Origin of the sequence: uncultured Mobiluncus sp., from assembly GCF_947254095.1 — a bacterium.
In the GTDB taxonomy this organism is placed as follows: domain Bacteria; phylum Actinomycetota; class Actinomycetes; order Actinomycetales; family Actinomycetaceae; genus Mobiluncus.
Window position 1 is genome coordinate 20,209 of sequence record NZ_CAMYBV010000013.1, and the last position, 17,769, is coordinate 37,977.

Below are 17,769 nucleotides of genomic sequence, written 5' to 3' on the forward strand. Positions count from 1 at the left end.
TATTCTAGAGGTCAGCGGCGACCAGTTCAGCCAGCTGCACCGCATTGAGCGCCGCCCCTTTGCGCAGGTTATCGCCGCAGACCACCATGATTAAGCCCCGGTTATCCGCAACCGCCTGGTCTTGACGGATGCGACCTACCAAGGAGGGATCAATCCCGGCAGCATCGAGCGGGGTCGGCACGTCTTGCAGCACCACCCCAGGGGCACCGTCTAATGCCTGTTTGGCCTGTTCAACAGTAATGGGGTGGGTAAATTCGGCGTGAATGGTGAGGGTGTGGGAGGTCAGCACCGGAACCCGCACACAAGTGCCCGACACCCGCAAGTCAGGTATGCCCAGGATACGACGTGATTCGTTGCGCAGTTTTTGTTCCTCATCGGTTTCGAGACTGCCGTCGTCTACGTATTTACCAGCAAAAGGCACCACGTTGAAGCCGATGGGAGCCACGTAGGTTTCCGGGGAGGGCCAGGCAATGGCTTTGCCGTCGAGAACGAGTTTGTCCAGGTTAGAGACGTCTCCCACGGCTTTTACCATGCGTTCCAGTTCGCGCACGCCTTTCAGTCCCGATCCAGACACCGCCTGATAGCTCGAAATTGTCAACCGGGTCAACCCCGCGAGGTTGTGCAGTACTTTCAAAGGCGGCATGGCCGCCATGGTGGTGCAGTTCGGGTTGGCGATAATGCCTTTCGGTCGGTTTTTCAAGTCTTGGGGGTTGACTTCACTGACAACTAAGGGGCATTCCGGGTCTTTGCGCCAGGCGCTGGAATTGTCAACCACGACAGCTCCTGCCTGAACAAATTTCGGAGCAAATTCGCGCGAGGCGGCGGCACCGGCACTAAAGATAGCGAGATCCACCCCGGAAAAGTCCGCTGTCGCGGTGTCCTCCACCACGACCTGCTGACCACGAAAGTCAACCACAGTACCCGCCGATCGGGCTGAAGAAAAGAAACGAAAACGGGAGGCGGGAAAGTTCCGTTCCGTGAGTAGAGTCCGCATGACCCGGCCGACCTGACCGGTCGCACCCACGACGGCTACACAAAGATTGTCCTGGCTCATCGTCCCGTACCTCCATAAACCACGGCTTCAACCTGTTCAGCATCGAGACCGAACGCGCTGTGAACCGCACGTACGGCTTCGTCCAGCTGATCCTCGCTGACCAGGACGCTCAAGCGGATTTCCGAAGTGGAAATCATGTCAATGTTGATTCCCGCTTTGGAAAGAGTCCCAAAAAGTTTTGCAGAAACACCCGGATTGGTTCGCATTCCGGCGCCCACGAGCGACAACTTTCCCACGTTGCCGGTGTGGACGACCTTTAGAAAACCTCCTTCCGCCTTCGCACCTTCTAGCGCCTTTACTGTGTCCGCAGCATCGGCGTGGGGTAGAGTGATTGTCAAGTCGGTAGCGCCTGGCTGCACCGTCGACACGTTTTGCACAATCATGTCGATGTTGGCGCCGGCCCTCGCAATAATCTCAAAAATGTGGGCGGCTCGACCCGGTTCGTCGGGCACTCCCACCAAGGTAATCTTGTCCTCGCTGCGGTCATGCGCGAGGCCGGAAATAATCGGTTCCTCCACGGGGGTCTCCTTCATGAGCTGGGCTTCAGGGTCAAATGTCAAAGCACTGTCGGGCACCAATCCCTTTAGCTCGGGATGAGCCGGGCCATCGGAGATCCAGGTGCCTAATTTGTCCGAAAAGGAAGAACGCACGTGGAGGGGCACGTGGTAGCGCCGCGCAAACTCGACAGCCCGAAGATGCAGGATTTTTGCGCCGTGGGCAGCCATTTCCAAGGTTTCTTCAAAAGTTGTGGACGAAATTTGTTTTGCCTTAGAGACGATACGTGGGTCTGCCGTGAACATACCGTCCACATCGGTATAGATTTCACACACATCGGCGTGAAGGGAAGCCGCTAACGCCACCGCGGTGGTGTCTGAACCGCCACGGCCCAGTGTAGTCACGTCTTTACGTTCGTTCACGCCCTGGAATCCCGCCACAATCGCGATGTTGCCATCATGAATAGAGCGGGCTACCCGTTCTGGAACAATCGAAACGATATGTGCCTTGCCATAGTGATTGTCGGTCAGTACCCCGGCTTGCTGGCCTGTATAGGATATGGCGGTTTCACCGAGTTCGTTCACGGCCATCGCCAACAGGGACATCGAAATCCGTTCCCCGGCAGACAGCAGCATATCCATTTCCCGCTGGGGGGCTTTCTGCGTGACGGAACCGGCCAAATCCAGCAGGTCGTCGGTGGTGTCTCCCATCGCGGAAACCACTACCACAACTTTGTGACCTGCTCGTTTGGTGGCAACAATACGCTTAGCGACACGCTTCATGGCCGCTGCGTCCGATACAGACGAGCCGCCGTACTTTTGCACAACCAGCGCCATGAAAACCTCCCTTAAGCCGACACGCGGCAGTGAGGGCCGCGGCACCTTTACTGCTGACGTCTCGATTATAGCGATTATGCCCGAAACTCGTGAATTCGCCGCCGGGAGGCGAATCGGGTTTTCCCGACAAGCGGTTTGGAGCAGGTGGCTGTGCGGCGGGAGATTGTGGGTGGGCAGTTTTTGGGCAGACAGTTTGAGCGAATCGAGGTTTCTACAGGCGGCGTCGGCCTTCCAGGGCGCGCCCTAGTGTCACTTCGTCAGCATATTCCAGGTCGCCTCCCACCGGCAGACCGGAGGCCAGACGCGAGACGGGAATTCCCATGGCAGAGAGCATTCGCGCCAGGTATGCCGCGGTCGCTTCGCCTTCCGTATTGGGGTCGGTGGCGATGATGACTTCCTTGATGGCGGAATCCTGCAGGCGCGTCATCAGCCCGGCAATCCGCAGCTGATCGGGGCCGACCCCGTTGATGGGATCCAAAGCGCCGCCCAGAACGTGATAAAGCCCGCGATACATCCGGGTACGTTCCAGGGAAACAATGTCGGTAGCTTGTTCCACCACGCAGATAAGCGACTGATCTCGGCGGGAATCCTGGCAAATCACGCATACCGGATGTTCGGTGATATTGCCGCAAACCTCGCAAAAGTGGACCTTTTCCTTAACGCTGGTCAGCGCCTCGGTGAGTCTCTTAATGTCGGCTTCATCCGCGCTAAGCACCCAAAATGCAATGCGTTGGGCGGATTTTGGCCCCACTCCGGGCATTTTCCCCAGCGCATCGATGAGGTCTTGCAGGGCATCGGTGAAAATTTGGCTCATCACCGACCTGCCTTTGCCAACGGGGAACCGGGCGGGTTTTTCGGATCAATGATGGTTCCGCCCAACATGGCTTGCGCGGTCTGGATTCCCGCTTTCATTTCCCCCGAAAGTTGCGGGTCAGGCTGTTTACGTGGTTCACCAGATTTTTTCGAGTCACGAGGTGTGGTCGCGGTTGCAGGTGTGGGTTCCTCCGGGGGAACCGCAGGGGTGGGTGCCTCCGGAGTGACAGCGGGCGATTCTGGCTCAGCATCGGCCGGCTCCGGTGTGAGGGCGGGCCCAGCGGGTTGAGGCTGACGTTGAGCAGAGGATTCGGGCCAGTCCTGCGCTACCGGTGGTTCAAAAATAGCCGGGTCAGGCGGCTCTGGTGTGGGGGCGGGCGGTTCCGGCTCAGCATCGGCCGGCTCTGGTGTGGGGGCGGGTTGAGCAGCGGGCGCCCCGAAGCCAGCCACCACTCCGCGCACTTCCACATTGAGGCCGGTGAATCCCTGAATGACCCCGGCCAGGGCGGAAGTGTGGCGTTCCCCGAAAGCTCGCACCAATCCGGGATTCGGGAAAGCGATTTCTACCGTCGAGCCGCGCATTCCTTGCAGCTGGCCGTGGGATTCCAACAGGTTCCCGGTCGCGGCGTGATTTTGCTTCAAACGAGCCATGATTTTGCCCCAGTTGGCACGGATTTTTTCATAGTCTCTATCTGTGCCAGTGCCGGACTGGGCCGGTTGAGCGTCCTGGGTGGGAGCGGGGGCAGAAGTCGCGGTGGGAGCGGGAGGCATGGCGGGAGCGGGTTGGTCTGCCGAGGTATCGCGTCGAGCAGGCTTTTGCCCGGACTGAGCGCTTGGGCCTAGATTATCTGGCTGATCCGTACCGCCGGTGTTACCACCGGGAATGTCCCACGGGGTAGGCTTGAACTCCCATTTTTCCTCACGAGACGCCATAGTTGGCTCGGGCTGTGAAACGGTGTCCTGTCCGCGCTGTGGAGGGGAAACCGGCGCTGGTTTAGACGCGGAAGCGTCCGGGCTCGCGGATGCGCCTGACCTCGCGGCAGGACCAGCCGAGCCCGCAACGGCGCTGGTGGGAACCCCTTGTGAAGGAGTCTCAGCGGGCGCGGGCGCCACCAGGGAGGCAGGAACACCGCTATCCCGAGAGCCAGACCCGGTAGCTTTCGCTGCCACCCGCGCGGTCGATACCGCTCCCTCGGCAGTGGTAGACGCTGCGTCATCTGAAGTAGCCAACAGCAGTTTCGCCACCAACAGTTCCAATGCCAGACGCGGGGAAGTCGCCCCCACCATCTCGGTTAGTCCCTCGTCAACAAGTTCGGCACAGCGCGTGAGGGTGCGCGGACTGAGAGCCGCCACTTGGGGACGCATCGCCGCCAGTTCGGCCTCAGGCAAATCACCCAACACGGCCCCGGCTCCCGCCCCAGCGAGCTTCATCACCACCAGGTCACGCAAATATTGCAGCAGGTCCTCGACAAAACGCCGCGGTTCATGCCCAGTTTGAATCATCCGATCCACCACCGCGTAGGCCTCGGCACCGGAGCCGGACACCAAAGCGTCCACCATCCCGCTCAACAGAGCGGAATCGGTGTAGCCCAGCAGGGACACGGCCCGGTCATAGTGCAGCTTCGGCTCGGCCTCGCCAGCAATGAGCTGATCGAGGATGGACAAAGAATCGCGCACGGATCCGCCTCCGGCCCGCACCACCAACCCCAGCACCCCGTCCTCGGCCGTAACGCCCTCGGAACGGCACAAATCCGCCATGTAGTCGCGCAATACCTCCGGGGCAACCAACCGGAACGGATAGTGATGGGTGCGGGAGCGAATGGTAGAAATGACCTTTTCGGGGTTCGTGGTCGCAAAAATGAATTTAATGTGGTCCGGAGGCTCCTCTACCAGCTTTAACAGGGCGTTGAAACCTTCCTTAGACACGTTGTGTGCCTCATCAATGATGAAAATCTTAAACCGATCCCGCGCCGGAGCATAGGCCGCCCGATCGCGCAGCTCCCGAGTGTCGTCCACCCCGCCGTGTGAGGCCGCATCAATCTCGATGACATCCAGGGAACCCGGCCCGCCTGTCGCCAAATCCCGGCAGGAATCACAAGTCCCACACGGGGTAGCGGTCGGCCCCTGGGCACAGTTCAGGCAACGCGCCAAAATCCGAGCGCTGGTCGTCTTGCCGCAGCCCCGCGGCCCCGAGAACAGGTAAGCGTGGTTAACCCGCCCATTCGCCAAAGCCGCCTGCAGCGCCTTAGTTACGTGTTCTTGACCGATTACGTCCTCGAAAGTGTCGGGACGATAGCGGCGATACAGGGCAGTCATCATGTCTCTACTCTACCCGAGCCCCGGTGGCGAAAATTTTTCAGTTCCGCACAGTTATTTCGGCCGAATCAAACCCAGCGCCAAACCCGCCCCAGCGGTGCTGGCCAAAAGCGCCAGTTCTGGCGTTCTTCGCTCGCCCCTGCGGGCTTGGTGGCACCATTTTCTGAGCCTGCAATAGTATTTCTAGGTTACGCTGTCTGAGATTCTGTGGAAGAGCCGCTGGGTTGTTTGGTGTGACCAGACTGGTTCTTCTGGGGTGTGGGCTTGTTAGCACCCTGAGGAGAGTCGGACGTCTCACCAGCCTGTTTCACCGGAACGTCGTTAATCCGGTAGCCGTACTTGACATGGTTGTATTCCTTGGAGGCGTCGATGGTGATGGTCTTGGTGTTAACCGGTGGGTACAGAACCGGAACAGTCCACTTTTCACCTGGTTTCAACAGCGGAATGGCGCCTAGGCTTCCGCCCGTCACCACTCCGTGTATATTTTCCCCGTTAATTCCGATACGCGGATATTCCAACGGCACGGTACGCGCCGAACCGCGCAGAATATCAGGCCCGTAGAAGACAGAGCTGATATTGGTAGTCGTCTCTTCCGGGCGATGAAAGCCGCCCAGGTTCAAAGACATAGAGACAACCTGGTCAACGGCTTCCACCGTGAATGTCACCAGGGTGTAGTTCGGGTAGGCCACGGCCTCGGAGGTGGAGACTTGCACATACTGGGGCTTACTGGCTTCACTGCGGCTGACATTGTAAAGCACTGCCTTGGGCCAATCAGATTCCTGGGCATACGGGGCAGGCATTTCCGCGCTGGTCGCCTGCAGTTCGAGTATTTCCTTTTTAACCGGAGTGTTAATGGAAACTTGCACCCGTCGGTTCTTTGCCCGCGAAGCATCGTCAGTGTTCGGCACGGCCGGTTGCGTCTCGCCTTTGCCCGAAGCACTGAAAGTGAAGCCGGACAACTCCGATTTGCCTTCCAGCACAGCCTTCACCGCGTTCGCCCGATTTTCACTCAACACCTGGTTGCCCACGTTCGTATCCGGCACGTTATCGGTGTGACCCACGATAGTTACCTCACCCGGCTCGTGTGTCGCCAACGTTTTCGCCAAGTCGTCCAAGGTCGCCTGGGCTTCGGGCTTAATGTCCCATTTGCCGGAATCAAAGAATACGTCGGCAGCCAAAGTCACGTCCAGGCTCTTTGAACTCGAAGCCACGTCCATGCCCGGAACTATGGTGAAAGCCGAGTACTCCCCGTGGTTATCTTTTGCTGCCTTGTCGGGCAGGCTATCCAAAGCTTTTTGCAACGACTTCGGGGCTTGGGCGGCGTCTTGGACCGGAACAGCGTAGGCGAAACCGATGAGGCCCAAATCCACCCCGACTGTGCCCGGATCATCGCCGATGTCCCCGAAGGGTACCAGGACGCTTTCGGAAATCGGATCCCCCTCCTTGCCGCTGAAACTGCTGCTCCCCTTCTGGGTCCCATCCTGTTTGACGTAGGGAACGTGTTCTTGGTCGTCGCGCCAGGGTTCAAAAACCTCGGTGTCCGTCAACAGATACATCCCCGAATATTCCTTTTGCGCAGGGTAATCCGGGGTGGTGAGAGCCGTACCGACACTGCCTCTCACCATGGCAGAGTTCACGTCATCGATGCCCACCGTGAGCGCCAGCGCCGAATTGCCGTTATCCAGCCGATACAGCGGGCCTACCTGAGCCCACATGGAACCGGCCTCAAAGTCAGCTTTCAGGTCGACTGCGCCTGGTAAGCTTTGCGGCGCCTCTTTACTGGCCGAAGAGTCAGTCTTGGCTGGTTTTGGGGTATCTTTCCCGCTGTGTACACACCCCGTCAACGCCAGCGCCGCCACGAAGGTCGCCGCCACCAGCGTCCTCAAACCACGTTTCACCATGAATCGCCAGCTTTCCGTAGTAGTCACACTCAATTTGCAGATTAACAAGCTAAAGTATAATCCCGGTTTTCAACCGGTTAATTTCATGTAAAAGTATCCGCGGATGCCGGGAAAATAAACGTTCCCCGCGCACCCGACAGGGAGCCCTTATCCTTGCTGTCTTCCGACCCTGGGGAGGTTCAGACTATGCCGTCACGCGGGGAACAAGACTATTCTACTTGGCGGCCGCCAGAATTAGGAATTCTCCAGCCACGACCATTCCGGGGCGGGGACGTCCCGCAATGTCGCCTTCAGCCACGCACACGCTGAGGGGGAATCCCGCCGCAACCTCCAAAACCCAGAAGTTTTCCCCCGTCAGGGTGTTGGAATGCATCTCTGCGGCTGTAACTTTCGCAGCCAGCACGGCTCCGGCGTGTGCACCCTGCTTTTGCAAAACGGAAACAGCCCCGGTCGAAATAAAGGTCGGCAGGGTGTCTTCCGGGGCGCGCTGCGGTCCCTCTAGAGCCGCGCCGAAAATTTTGGCGGTCTGACTCGCCGCGTAACTCCCCACGTTTTCGTACAGTTCGACCCGCTGCGCTAGGGCGGAAATCCCCAGTTTACCGGCGTTGGCACGTCCGGGCTCGTGCCCCAGCCCGGCTCGCATCGCCACGCACGCCTTGCCCACAGAACGCTCCGTCCCCCCTTGTGCGTCAACTATGTCAACCAAAGCAAAACGGTCTGCCATCTCGACCCAGCGCGCGTCCACTGCGGCGCTGGCGTTGAAATCCTGGTGGATATCCGCAATCTTTTCCGCAACCACGTCAAACACGGCGACCGCGCCGGAACGATCCACGTATTGGAACGTGCCGTTTTCCATGTCCCCCACCACCGGGGTGCATTGGTCAGCCGCTTGGGCCAAAATTTCGTCGGCTCGTTGCTCAGTGGTCATCTCAAAGCCCACAGCCCGCCAGGTCGGTCCAATGGTAAAGACTTTTGTGCCGCCCTCACCGTTGGATAGGCCCAAAGCGTTTTCACCCGCCACACTCATGGTTCGCTCCTCATCAGCTGCTCACGGTTTTCCCCGGTTTACCTTCGGGATTCTCTGAATTTCAAGTCTAAACCACAAGCGGGGGCGAAGCCGGTAAATCCACACTGATTTTCAAGCTATAATAAGCCTTGGTCGTGCAGTGTCGGACGTCCCGCTTTCGGCGCGGACTTACCGCCCGCTCAACGATTTTCTGAGGCACTGCTGAGGGACCGCAACAGATTAAGGAAGTTATTACTATGGCAAGAGTTGTCGTGTTAGGTGCGGGTATTTCCGGTCATACCGCCGCCATGCATCTGCGTCGCAAGTTGTCGCGGCGCAATCATGAAGTCGTGGTCATTTCCCCGCGCGCCAACTGGAACTGGGTTCCCTCCAATATTTGGGTGGGCACCGGAAAAATGAAGAAGAAGGAAGTGGTGTTCCCCCTCGCCCCGCTCTATAGGCGCAAGGGGGTCATTTTTCATCAGGCGGCCGCGAAAGTTATCTATCCCGAGGGTCGCGGCGATGATGCGCAGCCCCAGGTCGAGATAGAGTTTACGGGGGGCAAAAACAAAGGTCGGCGAGCTTTGGTGCATTATGACTACCTCATCAACGCGACCGGCCCGAAGCTGAACTTTGCCGCCACTCCGGGTTTGGGCCCGGATTGCGGCAACACGTATTCGGTTTGCACTCCTGACCACGCCGAACAGGCCGGGGTCGAGTTTCAGAAAATCGTCCAAGAGATTAAAGAGACCGGGACGCCCAAGCGATTCGTGATTGGAACCGGCAACGGCGGGTGTACCTGCCAGGGCGCCGCTTTTGAGTACTGTTTCAACACTGAATATGACCTGCGTCAAGCGGGGGTTCGGGACCAGACCGAGGTCGTTTACCTCACCAACGAGGAAAAGCTCGGCGACTTTGGGATGGCCGGCATGCGGTTTAAGGACAACGGCTACTCTACCGACTCCCAGTTGTGGACGGAATCGCTGTTTCGGGAACGCGGGGTGAAAGCCATCACCGGCGCGGGGGTTCGCGAAGTGCGCCCACACGCTCTGACTTACGAGGATTATGACGGCAATATGCACGAGTTGTCCTTTGATTTCGCCATGCTGCTCCCGCCGTTTACCGGGGTCGCGCTGGAGGCCAAGAAACCTGACGGGACGTTGATTCCCGAAATGTTCAACCCGGCTGGATTCATGAAGGTGGACGCGGACTATTCGAAGAAGAGCTCCGCGCAGTGGTCCCACGAGGATTGGCCCAAGACTTACCAGTCCCCGCTGTATAAAAACATTTTTGCCGCCGGAATTGCTTTTGCACCCCCGCACGGGATTTCTAAACCGCACCAGACTCCCAACGGCACCAACATCACCCCGGCGCCGCCACGTACCGGAATGCCGTCGGGCTCAATTGGCAAAGAAGTCGCCATGAGCATAGTTGACTTGATTAACCAAGGTCCCGAGGCGAAACTGCATGAAGCCTCGATGGCGGTGTTGGGGGCGGCTTGCGTAGCCTCGACCGGCACCGGTTTTAAGAAAGGCTCCGCGGCCGCAATGGTAATGTTCCCCATCGTGCCCAACTATGACAAGTACCCGGATAATGCCGGACGCCACCCCAAACTGAGTTTCGGACGCATCGGCCTGTTCGGGCATTGGACCAAGTTCCTGCTCCACGTGGGCTTTATCTATAAAGCGAAGTGGAAGCCGTTTTGGTGGATTATCCCCGAGTAGCCCCCGACCCACGTAGAGAGGATTTTCATAATGACTGACTTTAGCGCGTCTCCCACGATTGAGGAACTATGCCCGGCCACCGCCGAACGGATTGCGGCGGCCCCGAACCCTTCCCCGGCGACTTTGCGTCGCCGCCAAAACCCGTTCCTCCAGCTGTTTTCTTTTGCGAGCTTTAACTGGCGGATTTTGCGCCTGGTGACGATTGCCAAGTTCGGTCCCCAGGACTGAAAAATACCTCCGAGTTCTTCCCGGAAGCAACACGATTCAACCGACGAACACGCCGCACGTCAAACACGTCAACCACGCCACCCGAGTCAACCAAGTCACCCAAGCATTCTTAGTAGCTGGCCGAAAAACGCATCAGCCGGCGTAGCCGTTCGGGTTTTGCGACTGCCAATTCCACGAATCTCGGCACATATCGTCCAAACCTAGGCGGGCCTCCCAGCCCAGCAGTTCCCGCGCCAAACTCGCGTCGGCGTAAACCGTGTCGATGTCTCCCGGTCGGCGCCCGTCAATGACGTAAGGGATAGGTTTGCCGCAGGCTCGCTCCATCGCATGCAGCAACTCCAGCACCGAATACCCCTGTGAGGTACCCAGGTTTATCGCCTTCGCGCCCCGATGTTTCAGCCCATAATCAATGGCGGCCACATGCCCGCGCCCGAGGTCCATGACGTGAATATAGTCGCGCACCCCGGTTCCGTCCGGAGTGTCGTAGTCGTCGCCAAACACGTGCAGTTTTTCGAGCTTACCGACGGCGACCTGGGTGATGTAGGGCATGACATTGTTCGGAATGCCCTTAGGATCCTCGCCAATCCGGCCGGAGGGATGCGCCCCGATGGGGTTAAAGTAGCGTAGCAGCACGGCGGAAAACTCGGGGTCGGCATGGCACACGTCACGCAGCATGATTTCGTTCATCAGCTTGGACCAACCGTAAGGGTTCGTCGCGGTGCCGGTCGGCATGGTCTCTTTCAGTGGGGACACCCCGTCGGCTCCGTACACGGTGGCGGAAGAGGAAAAAATCATCAGGTGACAGTCGTGGTCCCGCATGGCTCGCACCAGGCACAGGGTCGCGTTGAGGTTGTTGTCGTAGTATTCCACCGGCTTGGCCACCGATTCACCCACGGCCTTAAGCCCGGCAAAGTTAATGACCCCGTCAATCTGGTGAGCCGCAAAAATACGTTGCAAAGCATCAAGGTCACGCACGTCTTGCTGATAGAACGGGATTGTTTCCCCCACGATTTCTGAGACGCGCGTCATCGCTTCCGCGCTGGAGTTATACAGGTTATCGACGCAGACCGCACGGTATCCCGCCTCATAGAGGCAAATCAGCGTGTGTGTACCGATGTATCCGGCTCCCCCGGCCACCAGAATGGTTTTATTGCTCATTTTTTTCCTTTCGTTTTTTCACAAGGGTCCCCGCTGCGTTGGCGGGTTGAGGCGCTAGTTCACGGTGTTCGGGTTGAGGTTGAAAGTCTCTACCGCCCAAGGGAATCCCCACTGGAACAGCGCGGCCACCACCGCCAGCACCAAAATCGCCATCTCGATGCAGCGCAGCCACTTCGGGCCAGGCATCACGGCAAACAGCCATTTGTACATTCTGGTTTCCTCTCTGTCTACCCGACCAAGCCCTCAGCCGGCGCGGGGCTGGCGTCGCCGGGCTTGGCAGTCGCGTTCGGGTCAGCCGCCGGGGCATTGGTCCCGTCTTGTGGACCCTCCGGGGCGGTGCCCTGACCAGCCTGTTTCATTGCCTCCAACCCTTTGAGCGCGAAAGGCCGGCCCTGCGTGCGCGGCACCCAGTAGGAAAACTTGGAGTACACGATGAATCGCTGGGTGTTGCCATATTCGGGGTGGCAAGTCGTGAGGGTCATGAGCCGTTCATGCGGGACGGTGTCTTTCGCTTCGTGAGGAACCGGGTAAATCACGTCTCCTTGTGATGGCAGGACTATTTCGGTTGACGTGACCTGGTAAACCAGCCAGGCTTGGGAGGTTTCGACCACCAGCGGGTCGCCGGTTTGCAGCTCATGGACACGGCGGAACGAGTTTCCGTAAGAGCGCCGGTGGGCGGCCAAGGCGAAGTTGCCGAGCTCTCCCGGCCCTTGGGTGTCCGTGTAGTGTCCGGCATAGCCCGTGTCCAGCACAGCTTCGTTCGTGCCCTGCATGATGGGGATAACCATTGAGTCCCAGCGCGGCACGTGCAGGGTGGCAAAAGTCTGGCCTACCGCGGGAATGGTGACGCCAGGAGGCGGGTCGGTGCGCTGTACTTCGGTCGTGGCGGTCGCGTCGTTCGCGGTGGAGCTTTGGAAAGACTGTACCGCGGCCGCCGTCGCGCCTTGTACCTGCCAGGTCGTCACGTAGAGCTGCCACACAACGAACAGTCCCAGAACAACCCCGACCGTCAGCATGGTTTGTCCAATCCCGCTCATCACCAGGACCGATACGGGGGTGCGCCGGCGTTTTGCCGGCGCGGCTGTTTCGTCTGACTCGATTGGTTCGGTGAGCTCAGTTGTCTCGGCGGCCTGTTCCGGGGGACGGTTCGAGGTTTGCGGGCGGGTTTGTGGTTTTGCCGGGGGTTCACCAGGGGTGAGCGCGGGGTTTGCGGGTCGTGTCGCGGCCGCCGGGGGGCGCGAAGGCGCGGGGGCAAAAGCGGGGACCGCCGGGTTCGCCGTGCCGGGTACTTGGTGATTCGCTAGGCTCGGCACCGGGGGGTTCGCTAAGCCCGGAATCGGCGGGTTCGCCACATTGCGCGCCGGTACGCCGGGAGGAACCGGACGGTTAGGCTGGGGCAACGCGGGTCGAGCCGCACCGGAAGTTTCGGCAACAGATTGGAAACCTGCAGGTGGAACCGCCCTTGTGACCCCTTGTGGAGACACCTGGGGCGGTCGGGCGGACGGCTGCGCCCCGTAAGGAGGGACCCCGGCAGGCTGCGCCATGGGAGGCTGAACCGCGGGGGGCTGGGCCGCTGGAGGCTGGCTCGACGCGCGAGACAGTGGCGCGGGCGACAGCGGTGCGGCAGACGGTTCCTGAGACTCGCGGCGCTGGCGGCGCGAGGGAAACCGCTGTGGTACGGGACGCTCTTCACTCATTCCAACCCCTTGACGCGCGGATAAACCAACGTCCAAATTTTACCAATTTCCAAAGGTTTTGGCTTACGGTTATCATTAACCTGTTAAGCAATCTTTTGTCACAAGGAGTCATTGTGCCCGAATCCAAAAAGCGCAAGCGCGCCTCGAAAGTAGTTAAGTCTGACAGCGAGTTGCGTCCCTCGTGGACTGAGGATATGAAACGCTCCCCCAGCTGGTACGCTCCGGCGGCCCTGATTATTATGGGCGTGGGTCTGCTGTGGATTGTGTTGCACTATATCCTGGCGCAAACTGCGGGGATTAATCTGTTGGGGCTGGGCAACTGGAACATCGCGGTGGGATTCGGCGTCATCATGATCGGTTTCATCATGCTGATGTGGTGGAAATAGGGCTTTTTTTCTGCTTAATTTTTTATTGCTCGTCAGCTCGTTTTCCGAGCAATAACAGTAACAGCGAAAGCAAATTCGGGGGAGTGCAAAAAAACCGACCGGCAACATCAGCCGCCGGTCGGTTTTTTGAAGTTTGTTTTTACTTGTCGTCGGCAACAACGACCAAGTCATCGTCGTCGATGTCCTCCCAGGATTCCTCAGCCCAGGGATCCTCGACAGGACGGGTGCGACTGTACAAAATAAACCCAGCCACCGCGGCGGCTCCGGTCAACAGAATAGTCGCCAACCAGGGGTGACGAATCGGGCACTTCTTTTTGGGGTTCATAGCTGACTTGACTCCTTCACTAGCTTTGGAAACTTTTTCGGCAATAGTACCGTCACCGGCAACCGCCCTCGACACTGCCTCGTTTACGGCTTGCGCCCGCGGCAGGAGGTCTGTTTTCACCTTAGTGCCAAAGTCCCCGACGGCTCCACGAGCCTTTCCAGCAACCTCAGCAGCATTCAGTGCCATGTCTTCCCCGGCTCGCTTCATGCAGTCCATATCGATGCATTTCGACAAGTTATCCAGCATTGGATCCTTCTTTCACTCACACCGAGCCGAACGGACACGGTTGGTACTATTTTGCCTCTTATTTGAAATTTTTGCAGGAAATAGGCCTGTTCATTTTTCCTGACCGGCTCACAGCGGGGCCTCGCCGCTAGCGTTGAGGGTGCCTGAAATTGCTTTGCGCCTGGGCCGCGCGCATGAAAAGATAGAACTATGCAAGCAACAATTCACACTTCTGCAGGCGACATCAGCCTGGAACTTTATCCGCAATCCGCGCCGGTCACGGTAAAGAACTTCACCGACCTGGCGACCGGTGCGCGTCAATGGACTCACCCGATTACCGGGGAAACCTCCACGGACCCGCTCTACAACGGTACGGTGTTTCACCGGGTCATCTCTGGTTTCATGATTCAAGGCGGGGATCCCATCGGCACCGGCACAGGCGGCCCGGGCTACGTATTTGACGACGAAATCGACCCGGCCTTGGGATTCACCGAACCTTACCTGTTGGCGATGGCTAACGCCGGCACGCGCGGCGGTCAGGGCACCAACGGTTCCCAGTTCTTTATCACGGTCGCCCCGACCACTTGGCTCAACGGCAAGCACACGATTTTTGGCCGCGTCCTGGACGATGCGTCCCGCGCTGTCGTGGACAAAATCGCCGCGACCCAAACGGACCGCTCGGATCGTCCCCTGGAGGACGTCATGATTGAGTCCATCGACATCACGGAGTAAACCCGTTTGACCCGATACTCCGGTGGTTTTGAATGTACTGTTAAGTCATGAAAAACACCGCAACAGCCCCTAAGCCTTACGTGACTTGGGGGCTTTGTATTGCCTTAATCATCGTCTGGGTTGCCGAGCTGTTTATTCCCGGAGTCATTCAGAACTTTGCTTTCCTGCCGCTCCTGGGCCTGTTTGAGCCGTGGCGTTTCATCACCGCGGCGTTCCTGCATTCGGTGCCCTCACCGTTTCACCTTGCGTTTAACACCTGGGCTTTGCTGGTGGTCGGCAGGGCGCTGGAACCGGTCGTGGGTCACGTGAAACTGGCTCTTGCGTTTGGTATCAGCGCTTTCGGGGCGCTCATGGCGCAATGCCTGACCGTTTTTGTCGACCCGAACGCCTGGATCACCCCCACGGTGGGCGCGTCCGGGGCGGTCTTTGGGTTCTTTGGTATGGTCCTGGCGATTCAAAAGGTGCTGCGCCTGCCCTGGACGGAAATGGCGACCTTAATCGGGCTGAACTTTGTCATCGGGTTCATGGTTCCTAACGTCGCCTGGGTGGCCCATCTGGGGGGCTTGGCGGTGGGTCTGGTGCTGGGAGCCTACACCGGCTGGGTACTGCGTAACGCGACCTACGTAGCAGTTCGGGGCACGGGCTCGGAAGACACTCACTTTGCTGCCAACGCGCCCGAGACACTGCAGAATCCAGGCACCGCTCTCAGTTCACCGGATGCGCCGGACGCCCAGGAGACTTCCGACGCCACGGCGCCAGACGGGTCGAAGGTTCCTGACGGGGCGGATTCCCCGGCTGCTCCGGCCGCTCCCGTGGTGCGCCGAGTGACCAACACGACCACACGGCTGCGTGACCTCGCGGTTTACGGCGGAGTTTTCGCCGTGCTGTTAGTGAGCAACTGGGCTTTTTACCATTTCAACTACGAGGCTATCTACAGTTTCTTAAAATAATCCCCCGAAAACAGATTTATAGGGGGGAAATAGCGCCGTAGCTGCCATTATTGGCAGCTACGGCGCTATTTTCACTGTTTAGCCACAACTCCGGCTGGTAGAGGCGGATACATCGGGGCATAAAACATTACATCAGCGGACAAAAACCCAGTTCGCGGGCCATCTACAAACCTGGGTCTCAGCAAGCTGTCATTCCGAGGCAAGCGTAGGCTATCGCCGTTCATCATCAACAGCGCCGATTCAACCTGACTCGTACAATTTTTGTTGATTCTTGGCATATTTTCCTAACGCATCTCATCCAGCCCTGCGAATCTCGCGAGCTTAAGGGCCGAATCGATAGCATTTTCGAACTCGAGTCCTGCCGCATAGGGAGACCCTGAGACGTATGAGTTCCAGATTCCCCGCATGATGTCGGATTCCCTGACTTCCTTTAGGACTGCCGAGTAACCGGCCATTCTGTTGATTGTGCCGCGCTTGGTTGCGGTGGCGGCGACTGCCTGGTGGAGAGATTTCTGATCGATGTCTTCCGACCTGAGACGAAACAGCGTGTGGATGTCATAGAAATCGCGGCCGCGCGTATTCGCGATTCCGCGGGACACCACTGTCTCCAGTTTTTCTGCGAGCACTGTTTCGAGTGGGTAGGTGAGCACCCGCACGACCCCCTCCTCGAACATGAGCGGGTAGCGGTACTCGACGTGTCCCGGGACTATCTCGTCACCTGTGGTTATGTCTAGCTTCATTGGCACGTCTATCTTGCCGTGTCTGACACGAAGATGGACACGCCAATTGGCGTACTCGTCGTCCTCACGTATTGGCTCGATTCGTTCAAAGGAGAACTCCATACCATCGCCATCGTCGATAGCACAGATGGCGCAGACGGCTTCACTCACTGTCCGCTCGTCCATGTCCATGCCAATCACCGTGGTGTCCATGTCCATGGTCGTTCTCTGGGAAATGCCCGTCATTGACGAGATGAGCAGGCCTCCCTTTAAGACGAATATCTGTGCGTAGTCGCTCTGTTCGAGCCGAATCAGCAGGCGCTCGAACAGGTACATCTGCAAAAGCTCCTGTGGTTTTAGGTTGGCTTTCTTCGCCATCTCCTTGATTTTGCCCTTGAGGCTTGTATCGCTTCTCATCATCTGAGCACCTCCAGATACATCCTGAACGCATCCTCAACTCCAAGCGCGCAGCACATCCGCGCGAGACCCTCAAGGTCGGCATCACGTCTCTTGAAATAGCCCGCCACCGCGTCACGTACGAGTTGCGGATCGGCACCCTCAGAGGACCTCTGCGAGATTAGGTCAGCCACCGCCCGCTCCGCGCAGTACGCCCGCACCATAGCACCACCGGGAGACTTCACCTCCGTGATACCCAGCTCGTAAACGTCCGGATTGACCCTGTAAATCCTCACGTCGGGATGCTCGCCGGTAAGACCGCGCGGGTTGTAGCCGTGCGGTACGGTGACATCAAGCGCGTAAGGCATCCTGTCGGAGAGACCCGCGAGGTACAGCGCGCATCCATGCGAAATGACACACTTCCTCCACCGGTATGAGACGGCAGCAAACTCGTCACCAAAAACCTCGGGCAAACAGTAGACACCCCTCGTAAGCCTGTCTATAGCCCCAGACTTCAACGCATGAGAAATCGAACCCGGCAGAAAGCCCGCGCTCTTAATCTGCGCCGCACTGACCACACCCCCGGCACTCTCGATAAACCGAACTATCTCATTGCTTTTTCCCAAGGCCGCTCCTTTTGATTATTAGACACAAAACATACCTTATTTGTGTCCAAAAATCAAAGATAGCGATCTAGCTAATAATTGCCCCCCCGAAACAGATTTATAAGGGGGAAATAGCGCCGTAGCTGCCATTATTGGCAGCTACGGCGCTATTTCCCCCCTTTTAGCCACAACTCCGGCAGGTA

Annotated in this window: 17 protein-coding genes and 1 other RNA gene; 5 read left to right on the top strand and 13 right to left on the bottom strand. The window is 58.4% G+C overall.

From position 1 onward, the window contains the following. Positions 1–4 precede the first annotated feature (4 nt). The 7 genes from Q0X47_RS05885 to Q0X47_RS05915 all read right to left on the bottom strand — a co-directional run bounded on the left by Q0X47_RS05885 (position 5) and on the right by Q0X47_RS05915 (position 8,442). Positions 5–1,054, bottom strand: a complete 1,050-nt coding sequence (locus tag Q0X47_RS05885) for an aspartate-semialdehyde dehydrogenase (protein WP_297723850.1) — start codon at positions 1,052–1,054, stop codon at positions 5–7. Beyond that, positions 1,051–2,385: an aspartate kinase gene (locus Q0X47_RS05890; RefSeq protein ID WP_297723852.1), complete on the bottom strand. Its 1,335-nt coding sequence runs from the start codon at positions 2,383–2,385 to the stop codon at positions 1,051–1,053. The genes Q0X47_RS05885 and Q0X47_RS05890 overlap by 4 nt, the downstream gene beginning before the upstream one ends. Positions 2,386–2,596: 211 nt before the next feature. Beyond that, on the bottom strand, positions 2,597–3,199 hold the full coding sequence (gene recR / locus Q0X47_RS05895; protein WP_297723854.1) for a recombination mediator RecR: 603 nt from the start codon (positions 3,197–3,199) through the stop codon (positions 2,597–2,599). Continuing rightward, entirely contained in the window at positions 3,199–5,517 is a 2,319-nt protein-coding gene (locus tag Q0X47_RS05900) for a DNA polymerase III subunit gamma and tau (protein WP_297723856.1), read from the bottom strand. The genes recR and Q0X47_RS05900 overlap by 1 nt, the downstream gene beginning before the upstream one ends. Before the next feature lie 185 nt (positions 5,518–5,702). After that, the gene (locus tag Q0X47_RS05905; protein WP_297723881.1) at positions 5,703–7,442 is read right to left on the bottom strand and encodes an OmpA family protein; all 1,740 of its coding nucleotides are present in this window, start codon (positions 7,440–7,442) and stop codon (positions 5,703–5,705) included. Between the two features lie 86 nt (positions 7,443–7,528). After that, positions 7,529–7,624, bottom strand: an RNA gene (gene ffs, locus Q0X47_RS05910) — signal recognition particle sRNA small type. A 5-nt stretch (positions 7,625–7,629) separates the two neighbouring features. Beyond that, the gene (locus Q0X47_RS05915; protein WP_297723857.1) at positions 7,630–8,442 is read right to left on the bottom strand and encodes a hypothetical protein; all 813 of its coding nucleotides are present in this window, start codon (positions 8,440–8,442) and stop codon (positions 7,630–7,632) included. 236 nt (positions 8,443–8,678) lie between these two features. On the opposite strand from Q0X47_RS05915, the gene Q0X47_RS05920 reads away from it, so the two are divergent. Together Q0X47_RS05920 and Q0X47_RS05925 are read left to right on the top strand one after the other, a co-directional pair. Further along, a complete protein-coding gene (locus tag Q0X47_RS05920; protein ID WP_297723859.1) occupies positions 8,679–10,145 on the top strand; it encodes an NAD(P)/FAD-dependent oxidoreductase in 1,467 nt (488 codons plus the stop codon). Between the two features lie 30 nt (positions 10,146–10,175). Further along, a complete protein-coding gene (locus Q0X47_RS05925) occupies positions 10,176–10,373 on the top strand; it encodes a hypothetical protein (RefSeq protein ID WP_297723861.1) in 198 nt (65 codons plus the stop codon). A 132-nt stretch (positions 10,374–10,505) separates the two neighbouring features. On the opposite strand, the gene galE is transcribed toward Q0X47_RS05925, so the two are convergent. From galE to Q0X47_RS05940, 3 genes are read right to left on the bottom strand one after another with little or no spacing between them, the layout of a single operon-like run. Then, the gene (gene galE / locus Q0X47_RS05930) at positions 10,506–11,531 is read right to left on the bottom strand and encodes a UDP-glucose 4-epimerase GalE (protein WP_297723863.1); all 1,026 of its coding nucleotides are present in this window, start codon (positions 11,529–11,531) and stop codon (positions 10,506–10,508) included. A 54-nt stretch (positions 11,532–11,585) separates the two neighbouring features. Further along, complete coding sequence (locus Q0X47_RS05935; protein ID WP_282922427.1) at positions 11,586–11,741, bottom strand: hypothetical protein; 156 nt, start codon at positions 11,739–11,741, stop codon at positions 11,586–11,588. Positions 11,742–11,758: 17 nt separating this feature from the next. After that, complete coding sequence (locus Q0X47_RS05940) at positions 11,759–13,228, bottom strand: class E sortase (RefSeq protein WP_297723865.1); 1,470 nt, start codon at positions 13,226–13,228, stop codon at positions 11,759–11,761. A gap of 113 nt (positions 13,229–13,341) precedes the next feature. On the opposite strand from Q0X47_RS05940, the gene Q0X47_RS05945 reads away from it, so the two are divergent. Then, positions 13,342–13,614: a cell division protein CrgA gene (locus Q0X47_RS05945; protein ID WP_297723867.1), complete on the top strand. Its 273-nt coding sequence runs from the start codon at positions 13,342–13,344 to the stop codon at positions 13,612–13,614. Positions 13,615–13,753: 139 nt separating this feature from the next. Here Q0X47_RS05945 and Q0X47_RS05950 read toward each other — a convergent pair whose 3' ends face one another. Next, positions 13,754–14,185 carry an acyltransferase gene (locus Q0X47_RS05950; RefSeq protein ID WP_296180247.1) on the bottom strand — a complete coding sequence of 144 codons (432 nt, stop codon included), beginning with the start codon at positions 14,183–14,185 and terminating at the stop codon, positions 13,754–13,756. Positions 14,186–14,374: 189 nt separating this feature from the next. Here Q0X47_RS05950 and Q0X47_RS05955 point away from each other — a divergent pair, with 189 nt between their 5' ends. Together Q0X47_RS05955 and Q0X47_RS05960 are read left to right on the top strand one after the other, a co-directional pair. Then, positions 14,375–14,896, top strand: a complete 522-nt coding sequence (locus Q0X47_RS05955; protein WP_296180250.1) for a peptidylprolyl isomerase — start codon at positions 14,375–14,377, stop codon at positions 14,894–14,896. A 47-nt stretch (positions 14,897–14,943) separates the two neighbouring features. Beyond that, positions 14,944–15,846 carry a rhomboid family intramembrane serine protease gene (locus Q0X47_RS05960; protein ID WP_297723868.1) on the top strand — a complete coding sequence of 301 codons (903 nt, stop codon included), beginning with the start codon at positions 14,944–14,946 and terminating at the stop codon, positions 15,844–15,846. A gap of 284 nt (positions 15,847–16,130) precedes the next feature. On the opposite strand, the gene Q0X47_RS05965 is transcribed toward Q0X47_RS05960, so the two are convergent. Continuing rightward, positions 16,131–16,985, bottom strand: a complete 855-nt coding sequence (locus Q0X47_RS05965; RefSeq protein WP_297723869.1) for a nucleotidyl transferase AbiEii/AbiGii toxin family protein — start codon at positions 16,983–16,985, stop codon at positions 16,131–16,133. Then, entirely contained in the window at positions 16,982–17,587 is a 606-nt protein-coding gene (locus tag Q0X47_RS05970) for a type IV toxin-antitoxin system AbiEi family antitoxin domain-containing protein (RefSeq protein WP_297723870.1), read from the bottom strand. Before Q0X47_RS05970 ends, Q0X47_RS05965 begins: the two co-directional genes overlap by 4 nt. Between the last annotated feature and the right edge of the window lie 182 nt (positions 17,588–17,769).

Bases quoted from the DNA above. Each gene is read 5' to 3' on its own strand.
- Q0X47_RS05935 (WP_282922427.1), bottom strand. From the start codon at position 11,741: ATGTACAAATGGCTGTTTGCCGTGATGCCTGGCCCGAAGTGGCTGCGC.
- Q0X47_RS05885 (WP_297723850.1), bottom strand. From the start codon at position 1,054: ATGAGCCAGGACAATCTTTGTGTAGCCGTCGTGGGTGCGACCGGTCAG.
- Q0X47_RS05955 (WP_296180250.1), top strand. From the start codon at position 14,375: ATGCAAGCAACAATTCACACTTCTGCAGGCGACATCAGCCTGGAACTT.
- Q0X47_RS05925 (WP_297723861.1), top strand. From the start codon at position 10,176: ATGACTGACTTTAGCGCGTCTCCCACGATTGAGGAACTATGCCCGGCC.
- Q0X47_RS05950 (WP_296180247.1), bottom strand. From the start codon at position 14,185: ATGCTGGATAACTTGTCGAAATGCATCGATATGGACTGCATGAAGCGA.
- Q0X47_RS05965 (WP_297723869.1), bottom strand. From the start codon at position 16,985: ATGATGAGAAGCGATACAAGCCTCAAGGGCAAAATCAAGGAGATGGCG.
- galE (WP_297723863.1), bottom strand. From the start codon at position 11,531: ATGAGCAATAAAACCATTCTGGTGGCCGGGGGAGCCGGATACATCGGT.
- Q0X47_RS05890 (WP_297723852.1), bottom strand. From the start codon at position 2,385: ATGGCGCTGGTTGTGCAAAAGTACGGCGGCTCGTCTGTATCGGACGCA.
- Q0X47_RS05920 (WP_297723859.1), top strand. From the start codon at position 8,679: ATGGCAAGAGTTGTCGTGTTAGGTGCGGGTATTTCCGGTCATACCGCC.
- Q0X47_RS05960 (WP_297723868.1), top strand. From the start codon at position 14,944: ATGAAAAACACCGCAACAGCCCCTAAGCCTTACGTGACTTGGGGGCTT.
- recR (WP_297723854.1), bottom strand. From the start codon at position 3,199: ATGAGCCAAATTTTCACCGATGCCCTGCAAGACCTCATCGATGCGCTG.
- Q0X47_RS05940 (WP_297723865.1), bottom strand. From the start codon at position 13,228: ATGAGTGAAGAGCGTCCCGTACCACAGCGGTTTCCCTCGCGCCGCCAG.
- Q0X47_RS05900 (WP_297723856.1), bottom strand. From the start codon at position 5,517: ATGATGACTGCCCTGTATCGCCGCTATCGTCCCGACACTTTCGAGGAC.
- Q0X47_RS05915 (WP_297723857.1), bottom strand. From the start codon at position 8,442: ATGAGTGTGGCGGGTGAAAACGCTTTGGGCCTATCCAACGGTGAGGGC.